The 15,966-nt window shown below is 36.1% G+C and carries 21 protein-coding genes and 1 tRNA gene; 10 read left to right on the top strand and 12 right to left on the bottom strand.

The annotated features are described in order from the left end of the window. Positions 1-643 precede the first annotated feature (643 nt). A complete protein-coding gene (locus QWY16_RS07615; protein ID WP_300992364.1) occupies positions 644-1,600 on the top strand; it encodes a LysR family transcriptional regulator in 957 nt (318 codons plus the stop codon). Between the two features lie 304 nt (positions 1,601-1,904). Here the strand turns inward: QWY16_RS07615 and QWY16_RS07610 are convergent, their stop codons facing one another. Beyond that, positions 1,905-2,867, bottom strand: coding sequence for a 3-hydroxyacyl-CoA dehydrogenase family protein (locus QWY16_RS07610; RefSeq protein WP_300992362.1), 963 nt, complete (start codon positions 2,865-2,867; stop codon positions 1,905-1,907). A gap of 341 nt (positions 2,868-3,208) precedes the next feature. Between QWY16_RS07610 and QWY16_RS07605 the strand changes: the two genes are divergently transcribed. The 3 genes from QWY16_RS07605 (at position 3,209) to QWY16_RS07595 (ending at position 4,810) form a co-directional block, all read left to right on the top strand. Next, positions 3,209-3,808, top strand: coding sequence for a hypothetical protein (locus tag QWY16_RS07605; protein ID WP_300992360.1), 600 nt, complete (start codon positions 3,209-3,211; stop codon positions 3,806-3,808). 85 nt (positions 3,809-3,893) lie between these two features. Beyond that, the gene (locus tag QWY16_RS07600) at positions 3,894-4,151 is read left to right on the top strand and encodes a hypothetical protein (protein WP_300992359.1); all 258 of its coding nucleotides are present in this window, start codon (positions 3,894-3,896) and stop codon (positions 4,149-4,151) included. A 152-nt stretch (positions 4,152-4,303) separates the two neighbouring features. Next, positions 4,304-4,810, top strand: coding sequence for a DUF6241 domain-containing protein (locus QWY16_RS07595; RefSeq protein ID WP_300992358.1), 507 nt, complete (start codon positions 4,304-4,306; stop codon positions 4,808-4,810). A gap of 27 nt (positions 4,811-4,837) precedes the next feature. Here the strand turns inward: QWY16_RS07595 and QWY16_RS07590 are convergent, their stop codons facing one another. Further along, positions 4,838-5,590: a hypothetical protein gene (locus QWY16_RS07590; protein ID WP_300992357.1), complete on the bottom strand. Its 753-nt coding sequence runs from the start codon at positions 5,588-5,590 to the stop codon at positions 4,838-4,840. A gap of 152 nt (positions 5,591-5,742) precedes the next feature. Between QWY16_RS07590 and QWY16_RS07585 the strand changes: the two genes are divergently transcribed. The 6 genes from QWY16_RS07585 to QWY16_RS07560 all read left to right on the top strand — a co-directional run bounded on the left by QWY16_RS07585 (position 5,743) and on the right by QWY16_RS07560 (position 8,653). Then, positions 5,743-6,027, top strand: a complete 285-nt coding sequence (locus QWY16_RS07585) for a hypothetical protein (RefSeq protein ID WP_300992356.1) — start codon at positions 5,743-5,745, stop codon at positions 6,025-6,027. Next, the gene (locus tag QWY16_RS07580) at positions 6,014-6,433 is read left to right on the top strand and encodes a hypothetical protein (protein ID WP_300992355.1); all 420 of its coding nucleotides are present in this window, start codon (positions 6,014-6,016) and stop codon (positions 6,431-6,433) included. The genes QWY16_RS07585 and QWY16_RS07580 overlap by 14 nt, the downstream gene beginning before the upstream one ends. Next, complete coding sequence (locus QWY16_RS07575; RefSeq protein WP_300992354.1) at positions 6,430-7,167, top strand: BA5345 family protein; 738 nt, start codon at positions 6,430-6,432, stop codon at positions 7,165-7,167. The genes QWY16_RS07580 and QWY16_RS07575 overlap by 4 nt, the downstream gene beginning before the upstream one ends. Positions 7,168-7,326: 159 nt before the next feature. Beyond that, complete coding sequence (locus QWY16_RS07570) at positions 7,327-7,854, top strand: hypothetical protein (protein ID WP_300992353.1); 528 nt, start codon at positions 7,327-7,329, stop codon at positions 7,852-7,854. Further along, positions 7,851-8,171: a hypothetical protein gene (locus tag QWY16_RS07565; protein ID WP_300992352.1), complete on the top strand. Its 321-nt coding sequence runs from the start codon at positions 7,851-7,853 to the stop codon at positions 8,169-8,171. The genes QWY16_RS07570 and QWY16_RS07565 overlap by 4 nt, the downstream gene beginning before the upstream one ends. Further along, positions 8,168-8,653 (top strand): hypothetical protein, encoded by a 486-nt coding sequence (locus QWY16_RS07560; RefSeq protein WP_300992351.1) that lies wholly within the window; start codon positions 8,168-8,170, stop codon positions 8,651-8,653. Before QWY16_RS07565 ends, QWY16_RS07560 begins: the two co-directional genes overlap by 4 nt. Positions 8,654-8,825: 172 nt before the next feature. On the opposite strand, the gene QWY16_RS07555 is transcribed toward QWY16_RS07560, so the two are convergent. From QWY16_RS07555 to QWY16_RS07510, 10 genes are all read right to left on the bottom strand, one after another. Then, positions 8,826-9,428, bottom strand: coding sequence for a recombinase family protein (locus tag QWY16_RS07555; protein WP_300993338.1), 603 nt, complete (start codon positions 9,426-9,428; stop codon positions 8,826-8,828). Between the two features lie 172 nt (positions 9,429-9,600). Then, positions 9,601-10,281 (bottom strand): hypothetical protein, encoded by a 681-nt coding sequence (locus QWY16_RS07550; RefSeq protein ID WP_300992350.1) that lies wholly within the window; start codon positions 10,279-10,281, stop codon positions 9,601-9,603. After that, the gene (locus tag QWY16_RS07545; protein WP_300992349.1) at positions 10,282-11,181 is read right to left on the bottom strand and encodes a hypothetical protein; all 900 of its coding nucleotides are present in this window, start codon (positions 11,179-11,181) and stop codon (positions 10,282-10,284) included. 150 nt (positions 11,182-11,331) lie between these two features. Next, on the bottom strand, positions 11,332-11,868 hold the full coding sequence (locus QWY16_RS19365; protein ID WP_367281340.1) for a tyrosine-type recombinase/integrase: 537 nt from the start codon (positions 11,866-11,868) through the stop codon (positions 11,332-11,334). A 568-nt stretch (positions 11,869-12,436) separates the two neighbouring features. Further along, positions 12,437-12,510 (bottom strand) — tRNA-Arg (locus QWY16_RS07535). Positions 12,511-12,606: 96 nt separating this feature from the next. Continuing rightward, on the bottom strand, positions 12,607-13,203 hold the full coding sequence (locus QWY16_RS07530) for an XTP/dITP diphosphatase (RefSeq protein WP_300992348.1): 597 nt from the start codon (positions 13,201-13,203) through the stop codon (positions 12,607-12,609). Further along, positions 13,200-13,949 (bottom strand): ribonuclease PH, encoded by a 750-nt coding sequence (gene rph / locus QWY16_RS07525; RefSeq protein WP_300992347.1) that lies wholly within the window; start codon positions 13,947-13,949, stop codon positions 13,200-13,202. Before rph ends, QWY16_RS07530 begins: the two co-directional genes overlap by 4 nt. A gap of 80 nt (positions 13,950-14,029) precedes the next feature. Beyond that, complete coding sequence (gene racE, locus QWY16_RS07520; protein ID WP_300992346.1) at positions 14,030-14,833, bottom strand: glutamate racemase; 804 nt, start codon at positions 14,831-14,833, stop codon at positions 14,030-14,032. 16 nt (positions 14,834-14,849) lie between these two features. After that, the gene (locus tag QWY16_RS07515) at positions 14,850-15,302 is read right to left on the bottom strand and encodes a MarR family winged helix-turn-helix transcriptional regulator (protein ID WP_300992345.1); all 453 of its coding nucleotides are present in this window, start codon (positions 15,300-15,302) and stop codon (positions 14,850-14,852) included. A 75-nt stretch (positions 15,303-15,377) separates the two neighbouring features. Then, the gene (locus QWY16_RS07510) at positions 15,378-15,845 is read right to left on the bottom strand and encodes an acyl-CoA thioesterase (RefSeq protein ID WP_300992344.1); all 468 of its coding nucleotides are present in this window, start codon (positions 15,843-15,845) and stop codon (positions 15,378-15,380) included. Between the last annotated feature and the right edge of the window lie 121 nt (positions 15,846-15,966).

The raw sequence follows: 15,966 nt of genomic DNA, 5'->3' as shown, positions 1-15,966 counted from the left end.
ACTGCTTTTCCTTTAAAGGAAAAATTTTGCGCTCAGCCTTGCGTTGTCAGAAGCATTTCTTTTTTGAAGCATTATATCTTGGCAGTATTTAGATAGCTGTCGAGAGAGCGCTTACAATTCTCCCTGTTTAGCAATCCTGGGACTTGACTAATGCATCAAAAGTGCAGTATCTCATTAGCCACTATCATAATAATGATTTATGATCCCATTAACGCCCCCATTCTTAGAGCTTTCTTACATGGAGAATAACTCCAAGTTTGTATTGTCAAAGATTAATATATTATTCTCTTCATTCTTCGCCTAGTGTAAACGCATACAAAAACATTATTGCTTCTCAAGCAGGCAACTCTAGCTGCACCGTTTACCAGTTTCATTTAAATGCCCTTTAGCGTAAAAAGAACACCATCACGGATACAAAAGTTTGAAAAGAATATTTTATTAATTTGACTTATTCTAAGTTTATAGACTATTCTGAATAAAAACCAATTGAAAATATCTTGAATTTATGGTTAAATTTAATATTTTTTCTATGCACCATGTTCCAACATGAATGTGATTTATAACTTAACGCAAATTACATACGCCCGTTCAAGAATCGTCATCAAATTGGTAATAGCCAAAAAACTTATTAGGAGTGATACAAGTGGACCAAACTCAACTGGAGACATTTATGACCATTGTTGAACATAAAAGTTATTCAAAAGCGGCTAACATACTGAATGTCACCCAACCTACAGTCACAGCAAGAATAAAAAACCTAGAAAACGAACTAGTCTGTCATTTATTCAAAAGAGTTGGAAGAGATATTATTTTGTCAAAAGAAGGAGAAACCTTTGTGGAATATGCCACAAGCATATTGACTTATATGAACCATTCAAAGGAAGTAACCAGATCCTCTCAATATCCAAATATTAGAGTCGGTTTTTCTCCAGGTTATTCATATTCTTTCATCATAGAGCTTTTAACTTCCATCATTTCTATTGATAGTTTGGGCATTACCATCATTGAAGGATATGATTCAGTAAGTTTAAATGAACAAATTCTTGCCGGTGAATTCGATCTTGTTTTTACCAGAAATGTTTTGTCTCATAAACCTGAAATTATTTCTGAATATCTTTTTGATAACAAAATAATCCTAGTATTTGGAGAAAACCACCCATTGGCAAAACAAAAAGTGATTGCACTTGATGATTTGAAAGGTGAGACAATTATTAGTTACCACCGAAACACCTCTCTTTGGACAGAAATAGAACAGCAACTTATCGGTATTCCAGATATCAAACGGGTTGAAGTTGGAAATAATGAAATGTTGAAAAAAGTAGTTGAAAGCGGTTTAGGAATTGGAATTACTCCATTTCTTGGCATAGACAAAAAAATTGATAGCAGATTAATAGTTAAAGACATTAAAGAAATTGGAAACATTCCAAACAAAGTTTATGTCCAGTATAGAAAAAATTCATTAATTGCAGAACCAGTCAAGAAAATAATATACTCCATCATTAATCATGAATTGGATAGTAATCACAACATAGTTCCCACCCATCTTACAGGTGCGGATATAAGTAAACTTAATATCGGGACGAATACCGTGCAGAGTTAATAATTACTGAAGCCACTGCTCTCCAGCGCTGATGAATCTATAAAAAAAGAAAGTGCAGATGCAGATTCAGCTCAAAGACATGAAATGATCATTATTATGTTAAAAAAAGAAACGCTCACTATTATTGTGAACGTTTCTTTTTATTCTCCCCTGCTATACCAGTCAGATTAGCTGCATCGCAAATTCAAATAAACAAATTCATTTCCCCTGAAACACAGGTTGGCTTTTAATCGATTCTGATCATTTTTTCATCTCTATTGAAATCAAGGAACTAGAAAAATCCGAAAATCAATTGTCACACTTTTCATTTTGAAGATGAAATGATTTTACTTTTGTTCTCCTTGCTATTTTGTAACTTTAGGAGATCTAAGAAATGATCGTCTCTTGTATGGATGGCTTGTTCACCGTGATCATCGTAATTATAAAAGCCTTGATTCGTCCGAATGCCCAGTTGATCATTTTCCACCATTTCTTTTAAGAAAGAGGGAACTTCTCTTGTATTCGATAAATCTTCCATAATCTTCTCAACCATGGATTTTGTTGTTTGAAGGCCGGCTAAATCCTGACTTTCCATCGGACCGCAAAAAGCCCATTTAAAGCCCATGCTTCCTTTCATAGCAATATCGATGTCTTCTGCAGTAGCTACTCCCATTTCAATTAAGTGGAACGCCTCTCGAAGCATAGCTACTTGAACACGGTTGACAATAAAGCCTGGAATTTCTTTTTTTAGAACGACTGGAGATTTCCTGATTTTCTTCATCAAATCATAAGTTTTGTTTACGATGTTTTCATCTGTCTTATCGAATTTAACTATTTCCACAATTGGTACAAGTTGTGGCGGGTTAAAGAAGTGAGTAATAATAAATCTCTCGGGATGCTTTGTTCTTTGAGTTAATTCTTTCAATGGAAAAGTAGAAGTATTAGACGAAATAATCGTTTTGTCAGATATAACACTTTCAATAATCTCGTAAATATTTTGCTTTTGTTCGAGAACTTCCGGTATGGATTCAAGAATGAAATCAGCATTTTGAACAGCTTCTAGCAGATTAGTTGTATATGTCACCCGGGCTAACGCCTGTTCCATATCACTAGTAGACAACATTTCTTTTTCGACCATAACTTTTAAATTGTTTGTCATAAGTTCTCGCGCTTTTTCCAAAGATGACTCGCGCCGAGCTTGAATATGCACATTAATTCCTGCAGTGGCAAATAATTGTGCAACTCCATGCCCCATAACTCCCGCTCCAAGTACTGTAATATTTTCCATTATAATTCCCCATTTCTCTATTGAATTTCAAAAAGCTTTCAAGTTGAACTGATTTAATTGGCAGCGCTTACAATTCGTTCATGTATAACTGCTTCCAGAACTTTTTGGTTTACTGGAAGTAGATTGAAATACGTAAATATTCACTTAATACGGCATAATCCCATTATGTGTATTTTTCTGATCATAGTCCAATCGGATTTTTTTTATATTTATCACTATAGTAAAGATTTTTTCTATACATATAACAATGATTTTGAGTTCCGTTATTTGCTGAAAATTTGAACTCAACTTTATTTACTTGTTAAAGAGCACGGTGTTTTAACAGGTGTCTTGTTATTGTTTTGAAGACTTCCCGAGGAGAAAAAACTGTTGAAGTGGTCAAATATCCTGTTGGAGCGGTAAAAGTATTTAATCCTGTAGTTGGGGAATTTACTAATGAACCGACTGTGGACAAAGAAAATAATCCCAATGGTCATGTAGAGTACCGCTTCATCAACTTAACCAATGAACAGTCAAATCAGTTGGCAGATATTGAACGTAATTTAAGAGAAGTACATGATGTTTCCTCTTTTCAAATTGTTACTTATCCATACTCTGAAAAAGTTCAGAGTTACCAAAAGGATTTAAGTTTGGCCTTTGAAAGAAAAGGTATCAATTATTATTTCGATTGTTTTTCAATAAGACTTGTCGCTACAGAATCCGATGTGGACGAAAGACTAAAAGAAAATGAATGGATGATTGAAAGGAATTATATGAGAAAGTACTTGAGCTACACTGTAGAAAAAGCGGAAAAAAGACAAGACAAATATAATCAAGAAACATGGGGCGAATTGGAAGAAATTAATCCAGTCAAACAATTACTTGCCAACAAGACTTATGTTAATGAATATGAAAATACTTTAAAACACTCGGTCTTGCCGAACAGACAAACTGTCCTTTAAGGACGGTTTTTTATTTTTAGATTGAGAAGGTCTTATTATTCATTCATAATGTAACTATCTACCCATAGTGATAGGAGCTGATTAAGTGGATAAACATCAAATGAGGACCTTGGTCGAAACTTTAGGAGAGCAATTGAAATTGAAGGACGGAGTCGGAGAATTCTTCTACTTAAAATACATTGAACAATCCTGCGACAGATCAAACGAAGAATTATTTATGCTGGAAGATTTGAATCTACTTGCTGAAGTTCTAAAAGAAATGGATATGTCTTATTTGATTGAAACGATTAAAGTACATGATTTACATTCTGCTCAAATACTTCAGAATTTGATTGCGGAATAAAAAGGTCTGCTGAGGATTGCACTTTGAAGCGATTAATTGTGTAGTAATGTGTCTTACTCAAGTTAAATGCTTCTCCTAACTTGGATATTAATATTCAAAACCTTTACACCAACTAGATTACTAAAACTAAAAATTTCAGAGGAGCGGGTTCATTGAGAACATTAAAATATACTTTAATCACTTTAGCTCTATTGGTAGTTTTCTCAATAGGCGGATATTCCATATTCAAAAAAGAGTTTACCGACAGCGGACAGATCACGAAAGCAGCTAATGAAATAAGCAAAGTTGAAACGCAGGAAAAAGTAAACGACACGGAAGTAAGCGGTAAAAATGTTGACCAAGGTATGAGCGAAAGAGAACTTCAGCAATATCTCCACAAAATGTCTCATGGTAAAGTCGTTGCAGATAAAAAATGGGGTGCAACACCAATCACTACGGAAAACGTCAACAATTTAATTGCCATTGTTGAGGCCAATGACTTTGAGCACAAAGATTTCTACTTAAAGCACCTTAATGAATGGAAAAACGGTAATTTTAACGGAGCGGTAGAAGTGCATAATCGTATTTGGACATGGCATGGTGGAACAGTTGGAAGAGCAACTGGATTAATGAGTGAACATGAAGAAGAAAAATTCATTAGTGAAAACTTTAGAGATTAAAATAAGGCTTGCCAAATGGCAGGCCTTTTATTTTTGCTCTTGTGGACGAAGCCATACATCAATGAGACTATCCCCTTTTTTCACTTTTCCATAGTCATAAGCAATGTCTCGAATATCTCCAATCTGAAGCATAAAATCTTCTTCCTTTAATAAGCGAATAGCATATCGAAATTCTTTTTGATATTCAAAAAACTTCCGTTTGAAGAAAAGCGTTGCTCCAGGATTATCCTCGTATTCTATTTCACTTAAAGGATGCTCTTCTTTTTCATCATCATAATATTTAACTATTGCTCTCATTTTGCCAACATCTAATTCTTCGCACTTTGTATCCATTCGTTTTAAAAGAGCGCTATGGTCATTAAAGAAGATCATGTCCCGTCCTTCAAATTGATTAATTAATGCCTCATTTACTGCATACTTAATAGTTGCTGTACCATTGTCCATATCTATATCGAAATCACGATTAATGTCTAATATTACGAAACAGCAGATTGGAATATTTCTAAGACTGGTATATGTCTTACGGTGTACTGCGCTTATGTAATTTAATGGGTGCATATTTCCTTGTTCATCTTCAATAAACATTTGCTTAGTTTCAGGATTTAACAGCCTTGACCATATGCCCTCTCTTTCATCGCCTATACCTTTGTCCATTTCTACTTTTTCTTGGTCAATAAAATAACCGTTCCTCTTAAAAAATATATTTCCATCCAAAGTGCTTTCGGTAAATTGAGGTTCCACAAATTTTAATAAAAATAAGCCACTTCTTGTAGTAGGCAAAATTATTCCTCCCAATTTTTCACTTTACTTAATTGTATCAGATGCGTCTGTCCGTATATAAAATAACTATTTTACCAAGTATTTCAACTATTATATTGCCACATTTCCCAGCATCTTTATAATTGAGCAAAAAGAACTATTAGGAGGATAATATGCTTACAGAACTAAAACAACGGCAGATCGCAGAATCCTTAAATCGTAAAGGCGCTACTCAACCATGCGAACGCTGTGGACAAAATGTATTTGAAATCATAGCAGACGGATTTTTACGCCATGACTTCGAGCAAGATGAAAATGGATCGTTTGCTGAAAGACCGAGAATCCCTACAGCAGCCATCGGTTGTCAAAACTGCGGTAATATCAGTTTTTTTGCTTTGAAAGCATTGTTGCCGAATGATTTAGAAACTGCTAAGGAGCGAGCGCATGGAAAAGCCTAAGTCCTTCAAGGAAACTATGTCGGATATTAAAACTCAATACAAAAAAGATATGCAACATGCTAACAGTACATTTAAGGCAAATCGTGAGCAGGACAAAATAAAAAGCACTGAAATGAAACAAAAAATGAAAGAAAAGCCGAAAACAAAAAGAAAAAGTTCACTTGATACTTCTGGTGGGAAAAATGATGTGTTCAACCTCTTCGCTCAAATGATACTTGGTTTTATATTATCCATACCGATATTTTTAATTGGCCTGTTCGCTATTTTATGTTGGTTATGTTGGTTTGGTCATTCATTTTCTAACACTCTTTCGAGGGTGTTTTTTATTTATACAATTCCCATTGCTAGCATTTTCTCCCAAAGGTATAATCAATTAAACAGCAAAGATCAAGGAGATGGAAAATGAGTTTTGAATCGAAATATTTAATACGTTGGGGTATCCCTGGTTGGGTATTTATTTTTTGGGTTTTTATTGGTATGGTTTTTATTAATGGGTATAATCCATTAAAATTAAATGTTACTGACACTACTGAAGCGTTGACTTTGATAATCTCGTTCGCTGCAATTGGGATTCCTGTAGGATATATATTTCATCAACTATCTTTCGGATTATTATGGGTTTTTCAATTATCTACAGATTCGGTGAAAATGATACCAAATGTCGGTGAAAATTATCCAAAAGATAATTTTAAATATGAATTTGACGAAAAATGGCTGGAAAAATTATTCAGTTGGATAAATAAAGTGATTATTACTAAGAAACACAAATCATATTTTCATTTGGAATCTGTTTGGCATATTATGTTGATGGAACAAAATGAAGAAGTCCGTACATATTTAGAAGGTCGTTATCGCCATATATTAGGTACTATTTATGGTTTAGGTGCTTTAACCATGAGCACTTTCTGCTCTTTCTTCTTATCGGTATATATTATTAGCGTTCTTTTAGTAGAAAACTCCATTATTTATTTTATTTTAGTTATCATTCAGTTTTTTATTTTTATTGCTTCGGCAATCAACTATATGTATTTTTCCTTTAATTTGCGAGCATTCCAAGCAAAGATGTTACAAAAATATTTGCCTCCTATACCAGCGAACGAACAAACAACAACAGAAATTAGTCCATCGAGTGGATCATAATCGAGCATCAGCCTTCGGGTTGGTGTTCTTTTTTTGTTTATATAATGAAAATAAAATTCTTTTTAATAAAATTTCATGGGCTACCTTACAAATTTTCAGACCTCAATATAATAGGAGTGTAATCAACAACAACAACAACACACTCAGGAGGAAATAAAAATGAAAAAAGTAGAATTTATCAATGAAGCAGTAAAAATCGGAGCAACGTATCAAGAAGCATTTTGGTTGGAAGATGTCTACACCAAAGCGCCCAAAAATGTAACTGTCAAGGACAACCACATGTTAATTGACTACTTCGCTAATTCGGAATTTGACGAAGACGCAATGCTCAATTTATGTGAAAGATACGAGATGCTTGCGGAAGAAAGAGAAGTCGTGACCAACGAGGAAATTAAAAGAATGTCCGATTTGACGGAAAACGAATTAATCAATTCGGCTCATTCACCTGCAAAAGAAGTTGAAATGTATAACATGGACAAATTTGTTCAACGCTATCAAATTTACAGCCGTGGATCAAAGGCAGATTGCTTCCGATTAATCAATGAATATCGGTTAGAAAAAGGATATAAACGTTGGAGAAGTATCAACTCATTGACTCGCCTTTGGGATTTGTGGAAAAACAATTGGGACAAATCGTTATTCATTGGCGTAGATTACCCTCCATCAGAAAAAGGAGAAACAGTATGAGCAAACAATATGAAAACTTTACTGCTGAAATTGTTTTCTCCCATCACAAAACAGGATATTACTATGAAACGTTTTTGAAATGCACGACCACTGGAATTATTTATTACTACCGTGGCAACAGCTTTCATTACAATTCTAAAATGGGTGATGTGGTCACATTTGACGCCAAAGTCAAAAAGAAAAGAAGAAAGTCAATCAAATTTAAACAAACTGAGTGGAACTATAGAGATAAGATTTTAGAAACTCACGAGTTTGAGTATTTACACGACCTGTGGTATCCGAAAAACATTAAAAAAAATGGAGGAAAACTAAAATGACAATAGGAGAAAAGATTTTAAAAATCAAAAGAGAAATTGAAGAATGTAAAGGATTATCTGAAGAAGATCGAGACGCTACTTTTCGTAAAAAAGAATTAATTCATTACATCCAGCGCAGCAATGATGAAAATGATACTACTCATTTCATTGAATTATATGAAGCGATTGAAAATAGAATGGAAAATGGAAACTTTCAATATAATCGTGATGAAGCAAATGGCTATATAAGAATCGAGTGCGTATACACTCCTCTAAATTATACTAGTGAACACTGGTTTAATTTTGCTGCTGGTATTTGGTTCATTGATAATTTTGCCAATCAATGTAGTTCTGCAGATGAAGCGTTGAGACTTATCGAGATCGAATTACTTCTTCGTTATCATCAAGAAGCGCATCTCTCTGATTTAAAAGATTTTAATATTAAATACAGATTTCCTAAAACCCCTCTGTTTGGAACTGTGTATTATGGATTAAATAATTAAATGGATTTTGTCCAGGAAATCCCATTAGGTACCTCTGGTGTAAGCAGTCCTTCACCTGGTCCTTTCTCCTACGGTGTTTTAGAAAACACCTAGGGGCTGGGGGCTAGTTAACTGAATTACATAATAAAAAGGAGATTCCATATCGGAACTCCTCTTTTTTGAATATTAATATTCAATTCGCTTCATATTCTTTTACTTTATTATAAAAAGTTCCTTTCTTCATACCCATTTCATTCATAAAAGCAACGGCAGTTACCTTCCCCGCTTTCCACTCCGTATATAACTTACCCCAACCTTCAGGCAATTGAAGAGATGGTCGACCAAGATGTTTGCCTTTTGCTTTTGCAACTGCAATTCCTTCTGCTTGACGCTGCTTTATATTATTCCGCTCCTGCTCAGCCATCGAGGTATATACTTCAATGATAATGTTATTAATCATATCAATCACCCAGTCTTGGCCTTCAGGAACATCTTGCATTGTTGTAGGCAGATCAATAATCTTCACTCGTATGCCTTCCGCTTTAAACCACTCGAGGTGCTTCTTAATCAACTCTTTATTACGTCCTAATCGGTCAATTGATTTAATGAACAGTGTATCTCCGCTCCGTATTGCCTTGAGCATGTTCTGAAAGCCTTCACGTTCCATATCCTTACCGCTCACCTTATCACTGTATATGTATTTATCGTCAGTAACATACTGTTTCAACGCTTCCAGTTGTCGGTCTAGATTTTGTTCCTTAGATGACACACGTACATAACCAAAGTTTATACCCATCATTATCCGCTCCCTCTTTAATATGATAGTCATATCGTAAGAGAAGCGTTCAAGAAGAACAAGAAATTTTTGAACGTCCAAAAAGATTAATTATCACCTGTAAATGGACGTTTCTAAACGATGATTATGACTGTCCATTAAGGTGTACGTTTTTGAACATAAGTAGCTCAACTTAAAACCTATTTCTTTCCCATTCTTGTTGATCTCTTAAAAATTCATCATAACTTTCCTCGATAGCCTCTTGCATTTCTATCCATTCTTCATTAGTTATTTCGAACTTTTCAGCATGTATAGTTGCCATTCTACCAGGAATATGCTCTTCAAAAAAATTGATTACATTATTGAAGAGTGTTTTTAAAACTGAAATAAGATGATCTTCTTCTTCATCTGTTAAATTAATTGAATGATGAGTAAGACTATTTCTATATTTATTAATTAGATTAATTGAACTTTTAACTTCTGGTTTAATATCAACGTCACAAACATATTCCACTCTATCTAATGCCTCTAATAAAGTAATCGTAAAAAGATTTTTACCATTAAGTTTCTTCTTTGGAACATCAAAAATCGTTTTTTCTTTTTCTAGGCGAAATCCAAATTCACCTTTAGATTTCGGTAATTCTTTCAATGCTTTTTTAGCTGCTAAATATAATTCAACATCTGAAAATATTAAAAATTCATTTCTATTTGTCAATATATATTTCAGTAACATTTCGATTCCATGATTTAAAAAAATAATTGAATCTTTTAAATAAGGATAACTATGTTCTCTTACAAGCTCCTCGTATTTCTCAATGTTGTATTTTGCTTTTTTCAGTGAATCTTGGCCATTGTCTAATAAAGTGAATTCCATTTATATAGCCTCCAATAATTTACTTCTTAATATATATTTGAATGTTGCTTCGCTTCTTGATTCATCTATATCTATTGTAACGAAATCCCAATTTAGCTCAAAAAGATTAGTAATTAATATAGATTCAGTAGTAGTATATTCAACTTTTAAATGAAATTTGAACAATTCGTCATTCTTATTATCAAGTACACTACCTAAATTATTTAATATAGTCTGAATCCAACTTGTTATAGAAACATCCATGACGTATTCAACTTTAGCTGTTGAATCAAACTTGAGCGGCATACAATGTCCGATAAATTTCGGATAATACTCCTTAGATATGTATTTTTCATCTATATACTCTTTTGTATTCTTGTCTGTTTCTTCTAACCTCCATCTATCATTATATTCAATTCCAAATCCTACCTTTTGGAAACTTAAAATATTCCCATAATTATCAGGATGCATAACCATCTCGTCATTTTCGACAGCATAGTTATTTATTTTTACTATTTCTGAAAGTAATTCTATTGTTTTATCAATCTCAGGAAGAAATAATGTACATTCAATATTTTTTGCTAAAGAACCACCAATGTTTGTTAATTCAATTCCAATTTTGTTTAATTCATGGTCAATAGAGTTTAGTTTGAAACTAATATTTTTATGCAAAATATCTAATTGCGGAGCAGTTTCTTTTTCTTTAGATTGTTTGTCATGTCGTAATGTTAGTAATACTGCTAAGTACGTAAAGAAACCACCTGTTAATCCTCCGAAAACATTTCCATATAGAGTGAACCAATCACTTTCCGCACCTTTAGACCAACCACTTTCCCACATAAATAAATAATTAAATGAAACCGGTACAAGTATTAATGCAACAATTAATGTAATAATTATAAACTTCCAATCAAATTTCAAAAATCATCCCTACTTCTTCTTTTTGTAACATTATACCAAATACCCTAAGATATAAGCACAAAAAAAGAGCTACATATGTAGCCCACATCATTGTTTAAATTTAATTTTTCTAGTTTGATTTTCTCGTTGCTAATTCCTTCATTTTTACTTTCAGAGAAACTCTCTCAAATGTTGTGCCACTTCATTTACTTCAAGATCTAAATATTGTGTGGTTACAGCCAAATCTGAATGCCCCAAAGCTTTGCTAATTAAAGCAACATTTGCTCCTCTTTCGTATAAATTCTTTGCATACGTCCTTCTAATTGCATGAGCATTTATATTTGGTAAATCGTATCGTCGAGCGTATTTGTGTAGCTGCTTTGAAATGGCATTGTTGGTAGACTTGCCGTTAATGGACTTGCCTTTCATTGTGATAAACAAAAAGTCATTTTCCTGCTTGTAATATGTACGTATCTTGTTGTTTTGCTCAATCAGAACTTTATACAATTCGATTAACTGGTCGTCTAATGGCAACTTTAAATAATTATGATTTTTCATGATGGAACCTTCTAAATTTAGAACTTTATTTTGAAAGTCAACGTTGTTTTCTTTCAAGTCACCCAGCGTTTTAATCCGTATACCAGTTTTAAATAACGTCAGTATAGCAAGCGCATCTCGTAGGCCAATAAATGTAGATGTGTCCAGCAATGACAACAATATGTTTAAATCATTTTGTTTAGCACCTTTCTTAACCTTCTTGTCGAGCTTTATTTGGACTGTTGATCAAAATCGAGTCAGGGAGCCAGCCATTGTTATAAAACTTGCTTAAAACGGCTTTTAGGCACTTTAAACGGGTACTTTTAGTAGACTGTGAAACATTCATGTTGTTTAACCATGTGTAGATGGTATTAACAGTTATTTCCTCTAAATATTCCACACCAGTTGTTTCAACAAATTTTCTAAAAATCACATTATAATCTTTTAAAGTGCGTTCACGATATCCATTCAATCTCATTTGCTCGTGAATGATAGACAAACTTTTTTCAACCGACATACCTTTTTTAACTGGTGCTTCTGTTTTTATTGTTGCTGTTTTGATTGATACATCGAATACACCGCTTCTTTAAGACATAAAAAAACCTCCCAAATATGATTTGGGAAGTTGATTTACTGGTGATGATTATTCGGAGATATTTATAAAAGGTTAGAACACCTTTAGAAATACCCGTTATCATCAACCCGTTGAACTGATTAAGTTCTATGTACATTTCTATAACGTCCCAGGAGAGATTCGAACTCCCGACCGACGCCTTAGAAGGGCGTTGCTCTATCCAGCTGAGCTACTGGGACATGCTTTCTTAACTGAAAGACAATTTTAATTATAGAAATGATTTGAAGAAAAGTCAATGCTATTTTGAAAAAATAATTGAAAGAATGTTATTCAGACTATAGTAACCATTCCGGCATAGCCAGTTTCAATTTTTGGAGAGCATTGCCTCGATGTGAAATGGCTGCCTTTTCTTCCGGCTTGAATTCCGCCATCGCACGCCCTTCGCTCGGTACCCAAAAAATCGGATCATAGCCGAAGCCGTTTTCGCCGCGGCGCTCGGTCAAGATCTCCCCTTCACATGAACCTGAGAAAGTTTCGGTTTTCCGGTTTGGTGCAGCGACTGCTAAGACGCAGCGGAAACGGGCAGTGCGTTCGTTTTCCGGAACGCCGGCCATTTTCTCGAGCACTTTGTCGATATTGGCATCGTCGCTTTTTTCTCCGCCGGCATAGCGCGCGGAATAGACGCCTGGCTCGCCGTTTAAGGCATCTATTTCAAGCCCAGAATCATCTGCAATAACAGGAATCTGCAGCGCCTCTGCTACAGCTTCAGCCTTCAATATGGCGTTTTCTTCAAAGGTGGTGCCCGTTTCTTCAACGTCCATGTCTTGTGCGACGTCTTTCAACGTCAGTACTTCATATCCAAAAGGACGCAGCAAGGCTTCGAAATCTCTCGCTTTCCCTAAGTTCTGAGTAGCAATAATCACTTTTTTCATAAGTTTGAATTCACCTCTTCACCGACGCGGTTGGCAACTTCGCCCAGCGCCTCTTTTTGCATCGAAATCAATTGGCGGATGCCCGATTCACCAAGATCCATCATTTCATTGAGCTGAGCGCGTGTAAACGTCGCTTCTTCGCCTGTGCCCTGCAATTCCACGAAATGGCCTGCCCCAGTCATCACCAAGTTCATATCCACTTCCGCAGAAGAATCTTCCACATAGTTCAAATCCAGAATCGGTCCGTTTTCAGCGTCTATGCCAACACTTGTCGCTGCCAAAAAATCCGTGACCGGAAATGCAGCCAATTCCAATTTCCCGATAGCCATGACCATGGCGACGAATGCTCCAGTGATCGAAGCCGTCCGTGTGCCGCCGTCGGCTTGGATGACGTCGCAATCGATCCATAAAGTGCGTTCTCCCAGCTTATCAAGGTCGACAACTGCGCGCAGCGCACGGCCGATCAAACGCTGGATTTCCATTGTCCGTCCGCCTACTTTGCCTTGTGAAGATTCACGGCGGTTACGGCTGTTTGTCGCTCTTGGCAGCATCGAATATTCAGCCGTCACCCACCCTTTGCCTTGTCCTCTTAAAAATGGCGGCACCTTTTCTTCGATTGTCGCTGTACAAATTACTTTTGTCTGTCCCACCGTGATTAAAACCGAACCTTCCGGATGGATCAAGTAATCGACTTCCATGTGCACCGGACGAAGTTCGTCCGTTTTTCTTTCATCTATTCGTGTCATTGTATATTTCCTCCTTGTATCTGCTCGTCTAGCGTATCATATTTGCGCTTCCACAGCCAAAAACCTGACAGCGTCAGCCATCAGGTTTTCGGAAATCGAATGGAATGGATAACAGGTTCTTCGATGTCCAGCCATTTCTCGATAATCGTTTTGAAAATTGGAATAGATCCCGATGTATAAAAATGATGCACTGGCAGCTTTGTACGGCCAGCGAACTGCTTCTTGAACCGCAAATGCCGCTCCACGTCTTTCGCTGTTTCTTTAGCAGAAGAAAGCACCTGAACTCCATCACCCAGCACTTCTTCAATAAACCCCTGCAGCAAAGGATAATGGGTACAGCCAAGAATAGCTGTATCAAAAGTCTCTCCTTCAAGCTGAGAAAGCGTTTCTTGAACCATTCTCCGTGCAAATCCCCCTTCGTACTCGTCACTTTCCACTAATGGGACAAACCGCGGACAAGCAAGCTGGACGACATGGGCGGAAGACACCAGCGATTTGATCGCTTTTTCGTAGGCTCCGCTTTGCACGGTGCCGAGCGTTCCAAGAACAGCGATATCCTTGGATGAAGACGTTTTTACAGCTGCGCGGGCCCCGGGAAAGATAACGCCGATCACCGGAATGGGCAGTTTTTTTTGAAGAGAATTCAACGCTGCAGCAGTCGCGGTGTTACAGGCGATCACCAGCATTTTTATTTTTTTCTTCATCAAGGCTTGTGCCATCTGCCACGTGTACTTTTTGACTTCTTGAAGAGACCTGGGGCCATACGGGCATCTGGCGTTGTCTCCTATGTAAAAAATTTGTTCATTCGGCAGTAGCTTCATGATCTCTTTTGCAACTGTCAGTCCGCCTACCCCTGAATCGATTACTCCAATTGGCGCATTCACATTCATCGCCTCAATTCTATTTCATGTTGTTGTGAAGTTTCTCAAGCAACAAGGATAATTGCTGAACTTCTTCTTCGTTGAAATCGGCGAGAACACTTTTCAGATAGTCCTGTCGTTTCTCGATCACTTCTTCAATAATGCGTTCGCCTTCTTTTAATAACTTGATGCGGACCACTCTTCGGTCCTGTTCTTCACGGATTCGTACAACCAATTCGTTTTTTTCCATTCGGTCAACCAGGTCTGTGGTGGTGCTAAAAGCTAAGTACATTTTATTGGAAAGGTCACCAATTGTCATATCCCCATGTTCAAAAAGCCATTGCAAGGCGATAAACTGAGGTGGTGTAATTGTATAAGCATTTAAGATTTCCCGGCCCTTTTGCTTAATGATGCCGGAAATATACCGAAGTTCCTTTTCCATAAACGCGATGCGTTCCGAATCATGGAGATTGTGTTTGCTGTTATCATTCATTGAAATCACCACTCCTTGGCTACAAATCTACTCTATCTATAGTGACGGTTTTTTATTAATATGGCAAGAACTCACTTAATTTTTTGCAGAAATTAAATGGTTTTTTGTGAACAATTGTTTTTCCTGCTCGGTCCAGTGGTGGCCTTTCCCGGTTTTTTTCGAAATCTGAACCATCGCCCCTCTGCCCGTAAAGCAAGTTTCGCCTTTTTCATTGGTAATCCAGTAATGGACGTCGATAGAAGAATTACCGATCGAATCCACTTTCACATGGACATCCAACTTTTCATCAAAATACACCTGCTGCGTATAATCAACTTGAATGTCAGCAACCACCGGAAATAATTCACTGCCGCCTTCCAGCCATCTTTGCATCAAACCGATTTCTTTCATGTATTCAATCCGTGCAAACTCAAAATAAATGATTGGTACCGTGTTATTGACATGGCCGAACATGTCGGTTTCTGAAAAACGGACTTGAACAGGCACCGAAAAATTAAACTCTTTTTTCCATTCTTCAAAACCCTTGATGTAGTTGGCTTTCATAATCAAACCTCCAGATAGACATTTATTTTATCAGTATAGCAAAGAATTTTAATTCTAGCTTTCAGCATTTACGCTAAAACCAAATAAAAACCCTGCCGAAGCAGGGTTTTAAATAGTGATC

The organism is Planococcus shenhongbingii (assembly GCF_030413635.1).
Lineage (GTDB): Bacteria > Bacillota > Bacilli > Bacillales_A > Planococcaceae > Planococcus > Planococcus shenhongbingii.
The sequence above is the reverse complement of the archived record's forward strand: the minus strand, read 5'-3'. Positions and strand labels throughout refer to the sequence as shown.

What these genes read in the sequence shown, in the direction of transcription:
- QWY16_RS07610 (WP_300992362.1), bottom strand. Translation starts at nt 2,867, where the DNA reads ATGGAAAATATTACAGTACTTGGAGCGGGAGTTATGGGGCATGGAGTT.
- QWY16_RS07585 (WP_300992356.1), top strand. Translation starts at nt 5,743, where the DNA reads ATGCTTACAGAACTAAAACAACGGCAGATCGCAGAATCCTTAAATCGT.
- QWY16_RS07580 (WP_300992355.1), top strand. Translation starts at nt 6,014, where the DNA reads ATGGAAAAGCCTAAGTCCTTCAAGGAAACTATGTCGGATATTAAAACT.
- QWY16_RS07575 (WP_300992354.1), top strand. Translation starts at nt 6,430, where the DNA reads ATGAGTTTTGAATCGAAATATTTAATACGTTGGGGTATCCCTGGTTGG.
- QWY16_RS07570 (WP_300992353.1), top strand. Translation starts at nt 7,327, where the DNA reads ATGAAAAAAGTAGAATTTATCAATGAAGCAGTAAAAATCGGAGCAACG.
- QWY16_RS07565 (WP_300992352.1), top strand. Translation starts at nt 7,851, where the DNA reads ATGAGCAAACAATATGAAAACTTTACTGCTGAAATTGTTTTCTCCCAT.
- QWY16_RS07560 (WP_300992351.1), top strand. Translation starts at nt 8,168, where the DNA reads ATGACAATAGGAGAAAAGATTTTAAAAATCAAAAGAGAAATTGAAGAA.
- QWY16_RS07555 (WP_300993338.1), bottom strand. Translation starts at nt 9,428, where the DNA reads ATGGGTATAAACTTTGGTTATGTACGTGTGTCATCTAAGGAACAAAAT.
- QWY16_RS07550 (WP_300992350.1), bottom strand. Translation starts at nt 10,281, where the DNA reads ATGGAATTCACTTTATTAGACAATGGCCAAGATTCACTGAAAAAAGCA.
- QWY16_RS07530 (WP_300992348.1), bottom strand. Translation starts at nt 13,203, where the DNA reads ATGAAAAAAGTGATTATTGCTACTCAGAACTTAGGGAAAGCGAGAGAT.
- rph (WP_300992347.1), bottom strand. Translation starts at nt 13,949, where the DNA reads ATGACACGAATAGATGAAAGAAAAACGGACGAACTTCGTCCGGTGCAC.
- QWY16_RS07515 (WP_300992345.1), bottom strand. Translation starts at nt 15,302, where the DNA reads ATGAATGATAACAGCAAACACAATCTCCATGATTCGGAACGCATCGCG.
- QWY16_RS07510 (WP_300992344.1), bottom strand. Translation starts at nt 15,845, where the DNA reads ATGAAAGCCAACTACATCAAGGGTTTTGAAGAATGGAAAAAAGAGTTT.